Annotated in this window: 14 protein-coding genes; 12 read left to right on the forward strand and 2 right to left on the reverse strand. The window is 37.3% G+C overall.

Going from position 1 to position 20,111, the window contains the following annotated elements; genetic code table 11:
* Positions 1–5 precede the first annotated feature (5 nt).
* The 7 genes from IGL93_RS02585 to IGL93_RS02615 all read left to right on the forward strand — a co-directional run bounded on the left by IGL93_RS02585 (position 6) and on the right by IGL93_RS02615 (position 8,910).
* Entirely contained in the window at positions 6–2,105 is a 2,100-nt protein-coding gene (locus IGL93_RS02585) for a lectin-like domain-containing protein (protein ID WP_284954690.1), read from the forward strand.
* 22 nt (positions 2,106–2,127) lie between these two features.
* Complete coding sequence (locus IGL93_RS02590) at positions 2,128–2,868, forward strand: WxL domain-containing protein (RefSeq protein ID WP_002375974.1); 741 nt, start codon at positions 2,128–2,130, stop codon at positions 2,866–2,868.
* A gap of 75 nt (positions 2,869–2,943) precedes the next feature.
* The gene (locus IGL93_RS02595; RefSeq protein ID WP_033789197.1) at positions 2,944–4,038 is read left to right on the forward strand and encodes a DUF916 and DUF3324 domain-containing protein; all 1,095 of its coding nucleotides are present in this window, start codon (positions 2,944–2,946) and stop codon (positions 4,036–4,038) included.
* A 201-nt stretch (positions 4,039–4,239) separates the two neighbouring features.
* Positions 4,240–4,689, forward strand: coding sequence for a hypothetical protein (locus tag IGL93_RS02600; RefSeq protein ID WP_010775629.1), 450 nt, complete (start codon positions 4,240–4,242; stop codon positions 4,687–4,689).
* A gap of 3 nt (positions 4,690–4,692) precedes the next feature.
* Positions 4,693–6,141 carry a helix-turn-helix domain-containing protein gene (locus tag IGL93_RS02605; protein WP_002358731.1) on the forward strand — a complete coding sequence of 483 codons (1,449 nt, stop codon included), beginning with the start codon at positions 4,693–4,695 and terminating at the stop codon, positions 6,139–6,141.
* Positions 6,142–6,250: 109 nt separating this feature from the next.
* Positions 6,251–8,155, forward strand: coding sequence for a heavy metal translocating P-type ATPase (locus IGL93_RS02610; protein ID WP_010775630.1), 1,905 nt, complete (start codon positions 6,251–6,253; stop codon positions 8,153–8,155).
* Positions 8,156–8,190: 35 nt separating this feature from the next.
* Entirely contained in the window at positions 8,191–8,910 is a 720-nt protein-coding gene (locus tag IGL93_RS02615) for an MgtC/SapB family protein (protein WP_002361276.1), read from the forward strand.
* A gap of 47 nt (positions 8,911–8,957) precedes the next feature.
* Here the strand turns inward: IGL93_RS02615 and IGL93_RS02620 are convergent, their stop codons facing one another.
* On the reverse strand, positions 8,958–9,695 hold the full coding sequence (locus IGL93_RS02620) for an amino acid ABC transporter ATP-binding protein (RefSeq protein WP_002355616.1): 738 nt from the start codon (positions 9,693–9,695) through the stop codon (positions 8,958–8,960).
* Between the two features lies 1 nt (position 9,696).
* On the reverse strand, positions 9,697–11,865 hold the full coding sequence (locus IGL93_RS02625) for an amino acid ABC transporter substrate-binding protein/permease (RefSeq protein ID WP_010775631.1): 2,169 nt from the start codon (positions 11,863–11,865) through the stop codon (positions 9,697–9,699).
* A 278-nt stretch (positions 11,866–12,143) separates the two neighbouring features.
* On the opposite strand from IGL93_RS02625, the gene uvrB reads away from it, so the two are divergent.
* From uvrB to IGL93_RS02650, 5 genes are all read left to right on the forward strand, one after another.
* A complete protein-coding gene (uvrB, locus tag IGL93_RS02630; RefSeq protein ID WP_002355618.1) occupies positions 12,144–14,141 on the forward strand; it encodes an excinuclease ABC subunit UvrB in 1,998 nt (665 codons plus the stop codon).
* A 117-nt stretch (positions 14,142–14,258) separates the two neighbouring features.
* On the forward strand, positions 14,259–17,078 hold the full coding sequence (gene uvrA / locus IGL93_RS02635; RefSeq protein WP_002366198.1) for an excinuclease ABC subunit UvrA: 2,820 nt from the start codon (positions 14,259–14,261) through the stop codon (positions 17,076–17,078).
* Between the two features lie 171 nt (positions 17,079–17,249).
* A complete protein-coding gene (locus IGL93_RS02640) occupies positions 17,250–18,044 on the forward strand; it encodes a YusW family protein (RefSeq protein ID WP_010775632.1) in 795 nt (264 codons plus the stop codon).
* Positions 18,045–18,209: 165 nt separating this feature from the next.
* Positions 18,210–19,097 carry an RNase adapter RapZ gene (gene rapZ, locus IGL93_RS02645; RefSeq protein WP_002355625.1) on the forward strand — a complete coding sequence of 296 codons (888 nt, stop codon included), beginning with the start codon at positions 18,210–18,212 and terminating at the stop codon, positions 19,095–19,097.
* Positions 19,097–20,092, forward strand: coding sequence for a gluconeogenesis factor YvcK family protein (locus IGL93_RS02650; RefSeq protein ID WP_002355627.1), 996 nt, complete (start codon positions 19,097–19,099; stop codon positions 20,090–20,092). Before rapZ ends, IGL93_RS02650 begins: the two co-directional genes overlap by 1 nt.
* The last annotated feature ends 19 nt before the right edge of the window (positions 20,093–20,111 follow it).

Below are 20,111 nucleotides of genomic sequence, written 5' to 3' on the forward strand. Positions count from 1 at the left end.
GAGAGATGCGAAACAAACAAAGCCTAGTCTTTTTGGCAAGTAGTTTATTCTTACTACTCCTTGCGCCTATTACTAGCGAAGCGATTAGTAATCCTTCGACAAATATCAACGAAGTCAATCGGGAAATAGTGGAGGAATCGGCCAATGATCAGGCAACTAGCGCTCCTTCTCACTCGGAAACATTAGAGCAAGAACCTTCCCTAGAAACGACAACAACAACCGATAATCATCCAGCAGAAACAGACCAATCAACGGCTACTTTAGAACCTAGCAAACAACAAAAGGATGACGATAACAGTGTAACGGAATCGGCGATAGTTGAACCACAGCCGCGCATGTTGGCTGCGCCATATGCTACTTCATTGCCTGATGATCCTAATATCATTCCAATCGACAAGGTATTTCAAGAGCCAATTGGAAATGCAACAAGTATTTTAGAAGGTGGGAAGTTATTACAACTAAACCCAGCTGTTAAATCACAAAAAGGAGCTATTTGGTCAAAAAAACCAATCAGTTTATTGTCGGATTTTACCTTTAAAAGTTATTTGTATTTAGGAAACGAGTATGCAAATGCTGGTGATGGTATGACCTTTACCTTAACGAATGATCCTAGAATGTCCACAACGCCTCAAGAAGTCATTGGTTCACCTGGGATGGGAATCGGTGCATACTCCACGAAAGCTGGTCAACCTTATGTTAGAAATGCCTTATCGATTGAGTTTGATACCTATAAAAATACTGGTAGTTCCAACCGAATGGACCGAGAAATTTCACAAGATAAGGGAAATGGGCATTTAGCTTTTGTCACTCCGAAAGCTAATAACAACAGCTATACAGGGGAGCATTCAGGCGTCACTGTTGCGCCAACCTATCTATCTAATGGAACCTGGCGCATGTTGACTGTTCATTGGAATGCCGCAACCAAAGCATTAACATATGATTTAGAAGGTGTGGGCACGAATACGTATGTAGTTTCAGATTTAAATGCACAATTTGGCGCAACAACGGTTTATTGGGGCTTTACATCTTCCACAGGTGGCAAATACCAAGAGAATGCTTTAGCAATGACACAAATTCCTACCAACGTTACGTCACAAGCAGCCCTTAGCGTGAACGGTCAGGAGTTTAGCTCAGCTGTTGAAGCAGTGAAAAATGATCAGGTGATACTACGGAATACATTGAATATTGACAATGACTTTATCGAAGATCGTCAACCGCAAGTAAGCATTGACTTACCTGATGAATTAGCATATGAAGAAAATTCATTAACGATTGATGGTAAAAAGGTAGCAGCCAAAGATCTGACACAAACAGGGAATCACTTAACAATTGCTTTAAATGACTACCTAGTTTTAAAGAAGGACATGATGATTGAATTAAAAACAACCCTTCAAGATAATACGCCCGAAAAAGTTTTAACTATGAACTTTGACTATTATGAAGAAGGAACCTTACTGCAAAAGTCAAATAATGTAACGATTACTATTCCTAAACCAACAGAAAAAACAGTAACCGTTTTTTATAAAGACGCGGAAGGTAAAGATATTGCCCCACCTAAAAGTGTTACAGGGAAAATTGGTGCACCCTATCAAGAAAAACCCCTAGATATTTCTGGCTATGTTTTTACAAAAGACTCGGGCAATACGGAAGGAATAATGACAGAGGAAACAAAAGATATTTATTTTTACTATCGTTTAGGGGAACTATATTTTAAAGAGGCACCAAAACAGATTACTTTTGGTACGGAAAAGATACGTAATCAACCACTAATTAAACTTGGGCATCCCACCGAAGGACTCAAAGTCGTGGATGAACGTAACGCAAATAATTGGCGCTTGCAACTAAAGCAAACGCAACCGTTAACAAATGATTCAATTGTAATGCCAGATGTTTTTTCTTTCGTTTCAACTGTTGGAAGCTCTCAGATTACAAATGAGGCAGTTACGCTTTTAGAAAGTAATCAGAAAGGTGAAACAGATTTAACAGCATTACTTGATGAATCAAAACAACAAGGAATTCAAATCAATGTTCCTGTAGCTTATCAAAGAGTTGGAACATTTAAAGCTCGTTTATCTTGGGCGTTAGAAGACGTACCAGGAAATTAAAGAAAAGAATGGAGAAAAGAAAATGAAAAAAGTAACAACAGTATGTTTATCCACATTTATTTTAGGGAGCTTAGGCATGACTTCTCAAGCCTTTGCAGAAGATGGCGGTAGTTATACATCTAATGGTATCGTAGAATTTACACCAAGTGAAGATCCAACTAATCCGGTTGACCCAACGGATCCAACTAATCCAGTTGATCCTATTGACCCAACAGATCCTGAAGGTCCTAATCCAGGAACAAACGGTCCGTTGTCAATTGATTATGCGTCAAGTCTAGACTTCGGTGTTCAAAAAATCACGTCGAAGGATCAGACTTATTTTGCTGCTACCCAAAAATACAAGACGGTAGGCGCAACCGATGAAGTCAAAGAAGGGCCTAACTATGTCCAAGTAACAGATAACCGTGGAACCGAAGCTGGCTGGTCATTAAAAGTGAAACAAGAAGGACAATTTAAATCAACTTCTGGTAAAGAATTGACTGGGGCAGCTATCACGTTTAAAAACGGAAATGTAGTGACTGCTTCAGATTCAGGTAAACCAACAGGCCCAGCCACAATCACGTTGAATTCAGATGGTAGTCAATCAGATGTAATGAGTGCAGCAAAAGGAAACGGTGCAGGAACTTATTTATTTGATTGGGGAACAGATGCAACTACAGCTGCTAAAAGTATTGAGTTAACTGTTCCAGGTTCTACAACCAAATACGCTGAAAAATACGCCACAAAATTAACATGGACGTTGACAGACGCTCCAGGAAATTAAACGAATTTTAAAAAGAAGAATAGCGGGGAACATGGTTACCTGCTATTCACTACATATAGAAAAGGAGTAAATAATTTGAACAGAAAAAAACAACGATTTCTTTTTTTTCCGATACTACTAATTCTTTTAGCGTTAGTACCTAGCAATGGTTTTGCCAGTGAATTTAATTTTGCGGTTACGCCTATTCCATCAGAAAAACAAGTAGATAAAGAAAAAACTTACTTTGATTTATTACTAGCACCAAATGAAGAAACTGAGTTGAAAGTGAACTTACGCAATGATACAGATAAAGAAGTAAAGGTAGGTATTTCCATCAATAGTGCCATTACCAATTCAAATGTAATCGTGGAGTATGGTGAAAATAAGGGAAAAAAAGATCAAAGTTTAGCGTTTGATATAAAAGACTATGTTCAATACCCTAGCTCAGTTCGTTTAAAACCGAAAAGTGAACAAACGGTTTCTATTAACGTCAAAATGCCTAATACACCCTTTGATGGAGTGTTAGCTAGTGGTATCACTTTTAAAGAAGAAATGTCGGATGAAGGCAAACGTCAAGACGATAAAAGTCAGGGGTTATCCATTAAAAATGAGTATTCGTATGTCGTCGCATTATTGATGCAACAAAACAAAAAAAAGGTTGAGCCAAATTTACTTTTGAAAAAAGTCTCACCAGGACAGATTAATGCTAGAAATGTGATTTTAGTCAATCTACAAAATGATCAAAAAACATATATTAACCAAGTTGCCTTTTCGGCAGAGATTACCAAAAAGGGGCATGAAGAAGTTTTATATAAAGAGGAAAAAGCAAACATGCAAATTGCACCAAATACCAATTTTTCTGTTCCCATTGCGCTAAAAGGGCAACCGCTTAAGCCAGGAGATTATCATTTGTCTATGACCGTTGTTGGGAATAAAGATGCTGCAGGCTCATTTAAAAAATCAATAAACAATGAATCGATATCTTTTAGAAATCAATGGCAATTTGAAAAAGACTTTACAATTAATGGCGAAGTTGCCAAAGAATTAAATGAAAAAGATGTGACCTTAAAAGAAAATCATTCAAATTTATATTTGCTGATTGGCTTACTACTATTATTGATAGTGATTTTAATCATTGCCTGGTTGATTTGGCGAAAAAAGAAACAGGAAAAAAACGAAAGAGAAATATAAAGAGTAGTTAATTTTTGATTTGATCATCGGCAACGTTTTTGTTTGTTTTTACTTATCAAACATGCAGTTTATTCAACAAACCTAACTCAAAAAAAGAAATAATAAGAAGGAGTATTGTTAAATATCGTCTGATACCACTTTACTAGTTATATTTTTTGTTTTGTTATGTAGCTAAAGTATTTGGCAATATATGTGAGAAAAATGGATAAATACAAACATTTACTATTATGGAGTACATTGTTACTCTCGTTTTTTCAAGTAACCACTGTGCAAGCAGCAGAAGAACGGAATCCAATTTATAATCCGACCAATCCAACAGAAGAAATTTATCCGATTGAGAATACTGGCACACCAGAAAAAATGGAAGAAACAAATGAAAGTACTATTACTAGCGAAACGCAAGCGGAAGAAAGTAGCGAAGACGTTAGTAAAAAAGAAGTGACAACCAATAATCCAAAAACAAATGAAGAAAGGCCTTCTTCCAAGAAAAGTCAGCATCAAGTATTTTTCACGGATGAATTATTTGATGCTAGCCATATCACCATTGTACCAAATAGCACAGGCGGTGCTGGAACGGAGGGGCAAAACACTTTTTACTTGAATTTCATACGGGAATTAGTAGGAACGGCTATTTATGGGAGAAAGAACTGATAAATGATGAATTATGAAATTTTTTTAAATAAAGAAGATCAACGAAGTTATTCCTTGCTAAGGCATTTAGAAGAAAGTCCCACGCTATCAGGTACTTTTATTGCACTTCGCGAAGAATTATCAATGTCGAATTTTTTAGTCAAAAAAACATTAGAAAAATTAAAAGCAGATATTGACAATCTAAAGTTAAGCGACAGCTTAACTTTAGTCGTTTCTGATGTAGATGTTACACTTGAAATTGATGGAAACTATTCAAGTAAACTTTTGCTCACGAAATACTTAACAGAATCGCTCTCTTTTAAATTAGTGTTGTCTTACTTTAGAGGAAATTATAGTTTGACAAAGTTTGCTGAATGTAATCATGTCAGCACCTCTGTGGCGTATAGTACCTTACAGCGGCTAAAAAAAGCCTTAAAGGAGTATCAGATCTATTTTAGTAAGCGGGAAATTGTCGGCAATCAAAAAGCAATTTCATTTTTTTTGTATAAATTGTTCACGCTTTCCAATCAACCGATTTCCGAATTATATTCGGTAAAAGTCTATAATGAAGCGAAACGTGTATTACAGTCTGTTGAGTTAAACTATACTTTCACCACCTATGAGCGACGCAATTTTTTCCATTATTTAGCTATTATGATTAACAACGAAGGACGTGCGGTGGAAGGGATCGATACGCGTGCACTGAATACATTTTCAGAGGAACTAATAAAAAAATCGCAAGTGGCATGGGCATTGGCCTCAAAATCATTAACGTATACGATTGTTTTTTTCTTGTATTTGCATGGCAAACTAGAGAAAAAATATGTTATTCACGAAGATCCTACGATTGAAAGCCTAACTCGTGTTTTCATTGGAAGTTTTGAAAAAGCATTTAATTGTTTAGAGGAGTCAACAAGGAATACTCTAGAAGAAGGGTTAGCAATTATTCATTTCAATGTTATTTACTTTCCGATTAATATGTTTGACGATTTTGAAATGGATTTACAGTTTTTTAAGCAAACATATCCGGAATTTTATTTTTATTTAATTGAATATATTCGTTGGTTAACAGCAAAACATAAAAAAATTGCGAAAGCCAATCACTGTTTGTTTTTTAACTATCTATTGTTGCTAATTAATCATGTTCCGGTTCATTTAATTGCAGAGCCAGCCAAGGTCCTAATTGATTTTTCTTATGGAAAAGAGTATAACCAATTCATCAAAAAAAATTTATCCGTCTATGTGAATTTAAATGTAGAAATTATTGACCCGTTATCAGATACCTTACCAGATGTGGTGATTACCAATTTAAATAACTTGTATCAAGAAGAACAGAGTAAAGTTATGGTTTGGCTGGATCCACCTCGTTCGATTGATTGGGTCAATTTAACGCAATCATTATTGACTATTCAAGAAGAAAAATATCAACAACAAAAAGAATCGACAAAGACAAGCGGTGATCCTATCGAATAGAATCATCGCTTGTCTTTGTGTTTAAGTCTTTACAAAACCACCCAAGTGTTTTATAATATGAATATACATTCATATGAATAGAAAAACATTAATGAGGAGGCGCATAACAATGTCAAAACAGACAGGTGCACACACACATGAAGAAAAAGGTAAAAACGTTCCAGTTATTCTCTTTTTTACAGGATTGGCTCTTTTCTTTATCGGTTTATTTTTAGGGAACATGCTCTTAATGAAAAATATTCTTTTCTCATTAGCTGCTATTTTAGCTGGTTATCATATTATTGGGGAAGGCTTTGGAGATACGTATCGGGATACGAAAAACAATCGAAAGTTTTCGCCTAATATTCATTTGTTAATGACCTTAGCTGCAGTTGGTTCAGCATTAATGGGAAGTTTTGAAGAATCAGCATTGTTGATTTTGATTTTTGCGGCGGCGCATTTCCTTGAAGATTATGCCCAAGGCAAAAGTCAACGTGAAATTACAAAACTATTAAATTTAAATCCAACAGAAGCTCGCCTGATAACAGACGACGGCTCAATTCAAACTGTGTCAGTTGAACAATTGAAGATTGGTGACCGCGTGCAAGTCCTCAATGGTGCGCAAATTCCGACAGATGGCGTCGTGATTGAAGGAAGTACCGCTGTGGATGAATCATCTATTAATGGGGAAAGTATTCCCAAAGAAAAAAATAGTGGGGACCCAGTTTTTGGTAGTACCATGAACGGTTCAGGCACAATTGTTGTTGAAGTAACGAAAGATAGTTCAGAAACAGTTTTTGCGAAAATCGTACAGCTCGTGAACCAATCACAAGAAAATCAATCGGAAATTGCAAGCAAAATTAAACGATTTGAACCAAAATATGTCACACTAGTTTTAGCAGTTTTTCCACTAATTGTTTTAGGTGGCGCATTACTTTTCCAATTGACTTGGGCTGAAAGTTTTTACAGAGGCTTGGTCTTCTTAATTGCTGCCTCCCCTTGTGCTTTAGCAGCGAGTGCCGTTCCGGCAACTTTATCAGGAATTTCCAATTTAGCGAAACAAGGCGTTTTGTTTAAAGGTGGCTCATTCTTATCAAATTTAGCTGAAGTGAAAGCACTCGCTTTTGATAAAACAGGCACACTAACAAAAGGCAAACCTGAGGTCACAGATTATCTTTTTGTTGATGGCTTAGAAGCTCGCCAAGACGAATTAGTAGCTGTTTTAACAAATATGGAGAAAAAATCCAATCATCCATTGGCGACGGCGATTGTTAATCGCTTTGAAGCAGAAACAACGGCTTTAAATTTAGAAGTAGAAAATATTGTCGGGGTGGGTTTAGTAACGACCATTGCAGACACAACTTTTAGAATTGGTAAACCATCTAGTTTCGAACAAGTGCCAACAATCATTGAGAAACAAACAACGAAATTAGCGAGTGAAGGCAAAACGGTAGTGTACTTTGCCGAAAATGAACAAGTGATTGGTTTGGTGGCATTGATGGATGTTCCTAATGAAGAAGCAATGAACGCCATTCACTATTTCAAGTCACAAAATATTGAAACAACAATGATTACAGGAGATGCAAAACTTACGGGTGAAGCAGTTGGTCGCTTAGTAGGCGTGGACCAAGTTTTTGCTAATGTTTTACCTGAGGAAAAATCAGCGATTGTTGATCAATTAAAACGCGAAGTAGGAATGACTGGGATGGTTGGTGATGGCATTAACGATGCGCCCGCTTTAGTGAATGCTGATATCGGAGTGGCGATGGGGGATGGTACAGACATTGCTATCGATGTTGCAGACGTGGTAGTGATGAAAAATGATCTTTCTAAATTAGGCTATGCTCACCGTGTCTCAAAACGCTTGAATAAAATTGTGCAGCAAAATATTATTTTTTCAATGTTAGTGGTAGCAACGTTAATTATCTTGAACTTTTTAGGTATTGCGAATATCGCATTTAGCGTACTTATTCATGAAGGAAGTACCTTAGTGGTCATTTTTAATGGCTTGCGTTTATTAGTTAATACAAAATAAGTCAAATAGTCATTTGCAAGAAAGGAGAGAAAGCGATGAATTCTTTAAAAATGATTGAACTTTCTCTCACCGACGTTGTCATTCGGATGGCTCTAGCCGTGGTTTTTGGAGCTTTGATTGGGTTAGAAAGAAGTATTAAAAGAAAAGGCTTCGGTATCAGTAGTAATGCCATTTTATGTTTGGCCTCCTGTACGATTTCCATTTTACAGATTCAATCGGTGGATATTTTAGTCGATGTGGTGAAACAAAATAGCGCCTTGGCATCCATTATTTCTATGGATATTACACGATATGGCGCCCAAGTGATTAGTGGTGTAGGCTTTCTCGGTGCGGGGATTATCGTTTTTAGAGAAAGGAAAGTTTCTGGGTTAACGACAGCAGTAATGATGTGGAATGTTACTATTATTGGTTTAGTCATTGGGATGGGCTTTTTAACCATTGCATTTATCAATCTCGTGGCAACTTTGCTAGTATTAGCTCTGGCCCATTTTAAACGAAAAACTCCTTTAAAACGATTGCAGCTTATCGTAAAAATGAAGGAACCCATGATTAAAGAAAGCCGACTGCATGAACAACTTCAAGCTTCTTTAGAAAAAGGGGAGCGCTTAGTAGAATTGACTTTGGAATCCGAACAAGAGGCAGTGACAGCAAAGATTTCTTATGTAGGCAAAGAAGATTTCTGGCATTCCAACTTGCACCATCTCTTAAAAGAAAAAGGGCACGTTCAATCTGTCTCTGTCACGGAAACAATTTAACCATAAAATAAAGCACTTGGGCGCTAGCGCGCGCCAAGTGCTTTTGTTTAAATATTTAATACTTTATCTAAGAAATCTTTTGTTCGAGGGTTTTGAGGATTTTCAAAGACTTGCTCTGGCGAACCATCTTCTAGGAAGTTACCGCCATCAATGAACATTACTCGGTTAGCCACTTCTTTTGCAAAGCCCATTTCGTGAGTAACTATGACCATTGTCATTCCTTGTTTTGCTAAATCTTTCATTACACCAAGAACATCGCCAACCATTTCTGGATCAAGAGCTGATGTTGGCTCATCGAAAAGCATAATATCAGGATTCATCGCTAACGCACGTGCAATTGCGACACGTTGTTTTTGACCACCAGATAAAGAATCTGGATAGGCATCTTTTTTATCTGCCAACCCAACACGTTCTAAAAGTTCTAACGCTTTTTTCTCCGCTTCGTCTTTTGACAAGCGACCTAAATCGGTTGGTGCTAAAACAATATTTTCTAAAATAGATAAATGTGGAAACAAATTGAAATGTTGGAAAACCATGCCGATATGTTGACGGACTTGGTTGATGTCCGTATTTTTATCTGTCAAGTTCGCACCATCAATAATAATGTCTCCGCTAGAAGCTTCTTCTAATTGATTCAAGCAACGTAAAAAAGTACTTTTACCAGAACCAGAAGGACCGATGACGCAGACTACGTCGCCTTCGTTAATAGAAACATTAATGTCGTTTAAGACCGTGTTGTCACCATATTTTTTTACTAAATGTTCAACTAAGATTTTTTCAGTCATATTAGTTCACCTTCTTTTCAAGGTTTTTCGCTAATTTAGTTAAGCTAGTAATTAAAATTAAGTAGATTAACGCAATAACGAAGTAAACCATTGTACTTTGTAATGTCCGAGCAACAATAATTTTTCCTGTTTGTAGTAGTTCGATTAAGCCAATTGCTGAAAGGATAGTTGTATCTTTCAATGAAATAACAAATTGGTTAATGAATGAAGGAATCATAATGCGAATCGCTTGTGGTAAAATAATTTTTTGCATTGTCCGATTATAGGAAAGACCTAAACTTCTTGAAGCTTCCATTTGGCCAACTGGAACAGCTTTGATTCCGCCGCGCACAATTTCAGAAATATAGGCACTGGCATTTAAAGTTAATGTGATAATCCCAGCAATGAAGACCGGGATATTAAAGCCAAGCACACCAGGTAATCCGAAATAGATGAAGAACGCTAAGACCATTAAAGGAATTCCGCGAATTAAATCAACATAAATGGTTGAAAGTACACGTAATGCTTTGATTGGTGAAACGCTGAATAGCCCAAAAATAACGCCGACAATTAAAGCAAGTACGAAGGAAATCAACGTTAATAGAATCGTCATCCATAAACCGTGTAACAATTGTTTCCAGTTGTTTTGCATGAAGCCAACAAATGTAGATTCGTCAGCTGTTTCTTCTTTGGCTTCGTTGCCATCTTTCACGTAAGTGCCGATAATTTTATCGTATTCACCTGTACGTTTCATTTCTTTTAAGCCTTCGTTAAACATTTCAAGTAGTTCAGGATTTTGCCCTTTTTTGACAGCAAAACCGTAAGAACCACCTTTTTCACGAGGAATTGGTGTCGCTAGTGGTTGATTTTGCGCAACCCCATAGCCAATGACAGGATAATCATCCATCATGGCATCAACTTCGCCAATTTCTAATGCACTGTATAATGCATCAGTTGTGTCTAAATACTTAATTGAGTAATCATATTTCTTTTTATTTTTTTCTAAGAAATCAGCACTTTCAGTACCAATTTTTACACCGACTTTTTTGCCTTTTAAATCATCATACGATTTAATTTTGTCATTGCCTTTTTTGACCGCAATTTGAATACCGCTATCAAAGTAAGGAACAGAGAAGTTGAAGGCTTTTTTACGATCATCCGTAATCGTCATGCCTGCAACCATCCCGTCTGCTTGACCAGATTCAACAGCTTGGACAGCAGAACTAAAGCCAATAAATTTAAATTCAACAGTAAAACCTTGCAATTCAGCTGCGCGTTTGACTAAATCTACATCAATTCCGACATAATCGCCTTGGGCATTTTGAAACTCAAACGGAGCAAATGTAGAATCACTAGCAATCACATATTTCTCTTTTTTAGGAGTGATTTTTTTCATCTGTTCGCCAGCGTCTTGTGTGTTTGTTTCATCGCCTGTCGCTAAGTAGTTGTTTAAAATTTTATCATAAGTACCATTGTCTTTAAGATTTTTCAAACCAGCGTTGAACTTTTTGATTAATTCAGGGTTTTGACCTTTTTTCACTGCGAAACCATAAGAACTGCCTGTTTCTTTATCGCCAACTAATTGTAATTTTTGACCATTTTTCACTGCGTAGCCCAATACAGGATAATCATCAACGATTGCATCCGCTTCGCCGTTTTCTAAGGCTTTATAAAGACCCGTTGCATCGTCAAAATTTTTGATGGTGTAGTCATATTTCTCTTTATTTTTTTCAAGGAAATTGGCACTTTCAGTTCCAACTTTAGCCGCAACCGTTTTGCCTTTTAAATCATCATATGATTTAATTTTGTCGTTTCCTTTTTTTACCGCTAATTGTAAACCGCTATCGAAGTATGGATCTGAAAAATCAAAGGATTTTTTTCGCTCATCCGTAATACTCATTCCAGCAATCATGCCATCAATTTGTTTAGACTGAATCGCTTGGACTGCACTATCGAAGCCTAATGGTTTTAAATCCACTTCAAAACCTTGATCTTTGGCAATCGCATCTAATAAATCAACGTCAATACCAATGTATTTTCCTTTTGAGTCTTGGAATTCAAAAGGGGCGAATGTTAAATCCGTTCCAATTGTATATTTCTTTCCTTCTGCATGTGCTGAAGTGCCACTAATGAATGTTAGCAGAGTTACCATCATCACAAAGAAAGAAAGTAAAAAGTGTTTCCTTTTCATAAAATACCTCCTAGTTTTGCATATTGAACAATTATATAGTAAGAAATAGGAAGCTGACAAGTATTTGAACGCTAAAAAGAGAAAAAAACTCTAATTTCCTTACATTACATGTTATAAAATGTGACATAGAAATTAAGAACAAAAGATTAAGATCAGTTGAAGTTCGAAACAGCAAAAGTGGCGAAAATATGTTCGGTATGTTAAACTAATAAGTGGACATTCTGCCAGAATGGGCCGATAATTTAAGAGAAATTAGACACTTTGAGGGGGAGTTATAAATGATCGAAAGAGAAACTTCCAATACCTTTCATTTGGCTTCTAAATATGAGCCTGCCGGAGATCAGCCAGCCGCTATTGCTGAACTAGTTGACGGTGTCAAAGGTGGAGAAAAAGCTCAAATTTTACTTGGAGCGACCGGAACAGGTAAAACATTTACAATCTCTAATGTGATTCAAGAAGTGAACAAACCAACATTAGTGATTGCACATAATAAAACACTAGCTGGACAATTATACGGGGAATTTAAAGAATTTTTCCCAGATAATGCGGTCGAGTATTTCGTCAGTTACTATGATTATTATCAACCAGAAGCATATGTACCCTCAAGTGATACATATATTGAAAAAGATTCCAGTATTAATGATGAAATTGATAAACTACGCCATTCAGCGACAAGTTCTTTATTGGAACGAAACGATGTCATCGTGGTAGCATCAGTTTCTTGTATTTTTGGTTTAGGGGATCCGCGGGAATACAGCCAACAAGTTGTTTCATTACGTGTGGGAATGGAAATGGATCGTAATGAGTTACTAAAAAGTTTAGTCGATATTCAATTCGAACGAAATGATATTGATTTTCAACGGGGGCGTTTTCGTGTCCGCGGTGATGTGGTTGAGATATTCCCAGCTTCACGGGATGAGCATGCGCTACGTGTTGAATTTTTCGGAGACGAAATTGATCGAATTCGTGAAGTAGATGCGTTAACTGGTGAAATTGTCGGCGAAACAGAGCATGTCGCTATTTTTCCGGCAACACACTTTGTGACGAACGAAGAACATATGGAACATGCCATATCGCAGATCCAAGAAGAATTAGAAGCACGTTTGAAAGTGCTTCGCAGTGAAAACAAATTATTGGAAGCCCAACGTTTGGAACAGCGAACCAACTATGATATTGAGATGATGAGAGAGATGGGCTATACGTCAGGGATTGAGAATTACTCTCGACATATGGATGGTCGCCAAGAAGGGGAGCCGCCATATACGCTGTTGGACTTTTTCCCAGATGACTTCTTACTTGTAATCGATGAGTCTCATGTAACAATGCCGCAAATTAGAGGAATGTATAATGGCGACCGAGCACGGAAACAAATGTTAGTGGACTATGGTTTCCGTTTACCAAGTGCACTTGATAACCGACCGCTTCGTTTAGAAGAATTTGAACAACATGTAAACCAAATTGTTTATGTATCGGCAACACCAGGCCCTTATGAAATGGAACAAACAGAGACGGTTGTTCAACAAATCATTCGACCAACAGGTTTACTAGATCCAGAAGTAGAAATCCGCCCAATTATGGGTCAAATTGATGACTTGGTGGGCGAAATTCATGAACGGATCGAAAAAGATCAGCGAGTGTTTGTCACAACCTTAACGAAGAAAATGGCCGAAGATTTAACCGACTATTTCAAAGAATTAGGCTTAAAAGTTAAATATTTGCATAGTGATATAAAAACACTGGAAAGAACGGAGATCATTCGCGATTTACGATTAGGCGAATTTGATATTCTAATAGGTATTAACTTATTACGTGAAGGAATCGATGTGCCAGAAGTTTCCTTAATTGCGATTCTAGATGCGGATAAAGAAGGCTTCTTACGTAGTGAACGCTCGTTAGTGCAAACGATGGGACGGGCTGCCCGGAACGCCGAAGGAAAAGTCATTATGTATGCAGATAAAATCACCGATTCGATGCAACGAGCTATGGATGAAACGGCACGACGTCGGGCAATCCAAGAAGCATATAATGAAGAACATGGCATTGAACCAAAAACAATTATTAAAGAAATTCGTGATTTGATTTCTATTTCCAAAACAGCTGATAAAGATGAAACAGTGGTTCAATTGGATAAATCATATGAAGATTTATCAAGACAAGAAAAAGCTGATTTATTAATGAAACTTGAAAGAGAAATGAAAGATGCGGCCAAAGCATTAGACTTCGAAACTGCAGCCACATTACGAGATACCATTCTTGAATTGAAAGCTGCCAAATAAGTCAACCAACGGATTAAGTAAAAGATACGATGAACCATCGTATCTTTTACTAATCTTTTCTCTATAGAATGACTTGAAATGATTTGACGTAAGAGATTTAGTAAAAGGAGAACATATATGGCAAATGATAAAATTGTGATTCATGGTGCACGCGCCCATAACTTAAAAAATATTGATGTCACGATTCCTCGTGACAAAATGGTTGTTGTAACTGGACTATCTGGTTCTGGTAAAAGTTCATTAGCATTTGATACGCTTTACGCAGAAGGGCAACGACGTTATGTAGAGAGTCTCTCTGCTTATGCGCGACAATTTTTGGGACAGATGGATAAACCAGATGTTGACAGCATCGATGGTTTAAGTCCAGCTATTTCAATTGATCAAAAGACGACAAGTAAGAACCCACGCTCAACAGTAGGGACGGTCACAGAAATCAATGATTATTTACGATTGTTATTTGCTCGGGTAGGTCATCCAATTTGTCCTAACGATCATATTGAAATTACCAGTCAGTCTGTTGAACAGATGGTTGATAAAGTCTTAGAGCTACCAGAGCGAACAAAAATTCAAATTTTGGCGCCTGTTGTGGTCAAGAAAAAAGGCCAACATAAAAAAGTGTTTGAAATGATCCAACGTGAAGGGTATGTCAGAATGCGGGTGGATGGTGAAACCTATGATGTTAGTGAGGCACCAGAACTTGAAAAAAATAAAAAACATGATATTGCGATTGTGATTGACCGTATCGTTGTGAAAGAAGGCATTCGCTCTCGCTTGTTTGATTCGTTTGAAGCGGCTTTGCGTTTAGCTGAAGGTTACGCAATTGTTGATGTGATTGGTCAAGAAGAAATGTTGTTTAGTGAACATTATGCTTGTCCTTATTGTGGGTTCACAGTCGGTGAATTGGAGCCGCGCTTGTTTTCATTTAATGCACCATTTGGCGCTTGTCCCGATTGTGATGGTTTAGGTGTTAAATTAGAAGTGGACAAAGACTTAGTGATTCCAGATCCCACTAAAACCTTGAGAGAAGGAGCCATTGTTCCGTGGAACCCTATTAGTTCCCAATATTATCCACAAATGTTGGAGCAAGCAGCCACCAGTTTTGGGATTGATATGGATACGCCGTTTGAAGAATTACCTGCAGAGCAACAAGAAATTATTTTAAATGGTTCTGGCGAGAAAAACTTTCATTTTCATTATGAAAATGACTTTGGTGGTGTTCGTGATGTGGAAGTGCCATTTGAAGGGATTTTAAAAAATATTAAACGACGTTACCATGAAACAAATAGCGATTTTACACGAGATCAAATGCGGTTATACATGACAGAATTGACTTGTCGAAGCTGTCATGGGTATCGTTTGAATCCGCAAGCTTTAGCTGTAAAAATCAATGGCACGCACATTGGTGAAGTCAGTGAATTAGCAATAAAAAATGCGGTCCAATTTTTTGAAGGTGTGTCTTTATCTGAACAAGAAACAACGATTGCTCGGCCAATTTTAAAAGAAGTCGAAGATCGGTTAACCTTCTTAAAAAATGTCGGGTTAGATTACTTAACCTTAAGTCGAGCTGCTGGTACACTTTCTGGCGGAGAAGCACAAAGAATTCGCTTAGCAACACAAATTGGATCAAACTTATCAGGCGTCCTTTACATTTTAGATGAACCATCAATTGGTTTGCATCAACGAGATAACGACCGCTTGATTGACTCATTGAAAAAAATGCGGGACTTAGGCAATACATTAATTGTGGTGGAACATGATGAAGATACAATGATGGCTTCGGATTACTTGATTGATGTGGGACCTGGCGCTGGACATCTGGGCGGTGAAATTGTAGCCGCTGGTACGCCGGAAGAGGTTGCTAAAAATCCGCATTCATTGACTGGACAATATCTTTCTGGGAAAAAAGTGATTCCTGTGCCAAAAGAACGTCGCAAAGGCAATGGCAAAGCGATCAAAGTCACTGGTGCCAGTGAAAATAATTTAAAAAATGTCAGTGTTGAATTTCCGCTAGGTGAATTTGTTGCTGTCACAGGTGTTTCAGGTTCAGGGAAAAGTACTTTAGTCAATCAAATTTTGAAAAAAGCGCTGGCCCAAAAATTAAATCGTAATTCCAATAAACCTGGGAAACACAAAAGTATCACTGGTTATGAAGCCATTGAAAAGATTGTTGACATTGATCAAAGTCCGATTGGTCGAACACCAAGAAGTAATCCAGCGACTTATACTAGTGTTTTTGATGACATTCGCGATTTGTTTGCCCAAACAAATGAAGCCAAGGTTCGTGGTTATAAAAAAGGCCGCTTTAGTTTTAACGTCAAAGGTGGCCGTTGTGAAGCTTGTCGCGGGGATGGTATCATCAAAATTGAAATGCACTTTTTACCTGATGTCTATGTGCCTTGCGAAGTTTGTCATGGCAAACGTTATAATTCTGAGACGTTAGAAGTTCATTATAAAGGCAAAAACATTTCTGATATTTTAGATATGACGGTGGAAGATGCCGTAGAATTTTTCAAACATATCCCTAAAATTCATCGTAAATTGCAAACAATTGTGGATGTAGGCTTAGGCTATGTGACATTGGGGCAGCCAGCAACTACTTTATCTGGTGGAGAAGCACAGCGGATGAAGCTAGCGAGTGAACTTCATAAAAATTCTAATGGGAAAAACTTTTATATTCTGGATGAACCAACAACAGGCTTGCATACCGATGATATTGCGCGATTGCTTCTAGTATTAGAGCGTTTAGTGGAAGCGGGCAATACCGTTTTAGTGATTGAACATAACTTGGATGTCATCAAATCTGCGGATCATGTGATTGATCTAGGGCCAGAAGGTGGCGACGGTGGTGGGACGATCGTGGCGACAGGAACACCAGAAGAAGTTGCTAAAGTCAAAGACAGTTACACAGGATATTATTTAAAACGTGTTCTGAAATAAACATTAATGATTAGATAAAGAACCTTGTTTTTATGGGAAACAAGGTTCTTTTATTATAAAATAACAAATATTTTTTAATTAAAATTAAAAATAAATGTTGACTTAATGTGTAATTAAAAGATATACTATGTTTGTTAACAAAATAACAATGAACACGAAGGGAAGTCTTAAATGAAAAACAAAAAAATAACAACAAGTTTATTAACAGCAGGAATGGTCTTAGCTATCGGAATCACACCTTTTGTACATAGTAACACAATGGAAGCAGCTACTTTAATTTCACAATCAGACCATGAAAAAGTAATGAGTTTTACCAAGAAAGACTTAAAAGAAGCAACGGGCATTCAATTGGAGCCGGCGACAGTACAAGCCGTTCATCAGGAATTAAAGCAACAAATCACCTGGGAAACATTAGGCTATTCCACAATTGATGCGCAAAATATTGCGACACGTTTTACACAAAATACATATCAGGCTCTGGGGATTTTAACAGATATCGCCAACCATTCAGACCTTCAATTGAAAGTCATTACCATTAATAATCCATATCTAGCAACAGCTAAAATTGGTACCTTTAAGTGGGAAACCGTAACTCCTGAAGTTGGCGGGGACCATGAAACAGCAGACAATGAACTAACCACACCGACACCGACTGTTGCCAGTCTTCAAGAGATTGACGTAGAAATCGAATACGATGAAAATGAAATTGAGTTCACCTATGAAATAAAATCGAACGGAACAATTGAAGCAACGTATGAAGATGAATTTGCTGATTTAGAATTAGAAGGTAAGGCAGCACAAGACAAAATCATGACTCTTTTAGATGGATTGTCAATCAAAACAGCTACAAATGAACAAATTAAAGAACACATTACGAAAAAGTTAGCCGTGAATGAACAAGTAAAACAATTTGATTTTGAAGCTAATTTTACTGATAAAACAGAAATTGAGTTTGTATTAAAATAACACAGAATTATATAGTATAATTCAGCAATTAAAACAGCATTGACAAAAATGTCAATGCTGTTTTTCTATGAAAGAATAGAAATCTTTATAAGAATGATTGAAAAGCTTTCTTTGATACGCCCGGGGTGTTATAATATAGTGATGCAAGTGAAGGGAGTGTTGAATATGCCAGAAAATTTACAACTGGTTATTATTACAGGAATGAGTGGCGCTGGAAAAACAGTCGCTGTTCAAAGCTTTGAAGACATGGGCTATTTCTGTATCGACAATTTACCACCAAGCTTAATCCCAAAATTTTGGGAATTAATTAAAGAATCTGGAAAAGTTACCAAGATTGCGTTAGTGATCGATTTACGTTCACGGACCTTCTTTAGAGAAATTCAGGATATGTTAGTCGAACTTGAAAATACTAATTTTATTGATACAACGATTTTATTTTTAGATGCCACCGATGAAGAGTTGGTTTCTCGTTATAAAGAGACCCGGCGTGCGCATCCAATGGCGATGGATGGTTTAGTGACAGAAGGTATTCGTAAAGAACGTGCAATGCTGGAAGAAATCAAGGCGGATGCTCAGTTGGTCATTGACACCACGGACTTGTCCCCTCGTCAATTGCGGGAACGTTTGAATAAAGAACTAGCAACGAGAGAGACACACGAATTTCGAGTGGAAATGGTGTCCTTCGGCTTTAAATATGGGTTGCCGATTGATGCAGATATCGTTATGGATGTTCGCTTTTTACCTAACCCCCATTATATTGATGAACTACGACCGTTAACTGGAATGGATCAACCTGTTTATGATTATGTGATGGGCTTCCCAGAAACAGATGAATTTTATACCAAATTTATCGATTTACTGCGAACAGTCTTACCTGGATATAAAAAAGAAGGTAAAAGTAGCGTCACCATTGCAATTGGCTGTACTGGCGGACAACATCGCTCTGTTGCATTGACAGAACGTGTTGGTGCTGAATTAAAAGAGGAAGATTACCATGTAAATATTACCCACCGCGACCGCTTAAAAAGAAAAGAAACGGTTAATCGCTCTTAATGAAAACCTATCGAATTCGTAAACCGAAGATCGTGGTTGTTGGTGGTGGAACAGGCTTGCCAGTAATTTTGAAAAGTTTAAGAAATCAAAGTGTTGATATTACTGCCGTCGTAACGGTCGCTGATGATGGCGGTAGTAGTGGCGAGCTTCGTTCCTCTATTAATAACATGACACCTCCGGGAGATTTAAGAAATGTTTTAGTGGCATTGTCAGATATGCCACAATTATATGAAGATATTTTTCAATATCGTTTTGATAAATCAGATAGTCATTTTGCCAATCATGCAATCGGTAATTTAATCATTGCTGCTGTCTCAGAAATGAGAGGAAGTACGTATGAAGCGATTCAATTGCTTTCAAAAATGATGCATGTTGATGGACGGATTTATCCATCATCAGAACGGCCATTAACGTTACATGCCGTATTTAAGGATGGCTCAGTGGCGGTGGGAGAATCAAAAATTGCACTGGATCGCAAGACGATTGACCATGTGTTTGTAACAAATACACACGGAGAAGAACAGCCAAGAGCTGCGCGTAAAGTCGTCAAAGCAATTGAAGAAGCAGACATGGTCGTGTTAGGGCCAGGGAGTCTTTTTACAAGTATTTTACCTAATTTAGTTATTACAGAAATTGGTGAAGCCATCAAACAAACGGCAGCCGAAGTAGTCTATATTTGTAACATCATGACCCAAAAAGGGGAAACGGAACATTTTACGGATGCCGATCATGTTCGTGTCTTAAACGAGCATCTACAAGCGCAGTTTGTTGATACAGTACTGGTTAACACAGAAAAAGTACCAGAAAATTACATGGATCCTGAAATTTATGATGAATATTTAGTTCAAGTAAAGCATGATTTTCAAGGATTACGTGAAGAAGGATGCCGAGTCATTTCGACAGACTTTTTAGAATTAAGAGATGGCGGAGTTTTTCATGATGGGGAAAAAGTTGTTGAAGAACTTTTCCGTATCGTATTTGGAACGAAATATTAATTAATCAAAAGAATCAAGA

Origin of the sequence: Enterococcus sp. DIV1328a (genome assembly GCF_050536905.1) — a bacterium.
GTDB classification, from domain to species: Bacteria; Bacillota; Bacilli; order Lactobacillales; family Enterococcaceae; genus Enterococcus; species Enterococcus faecalis.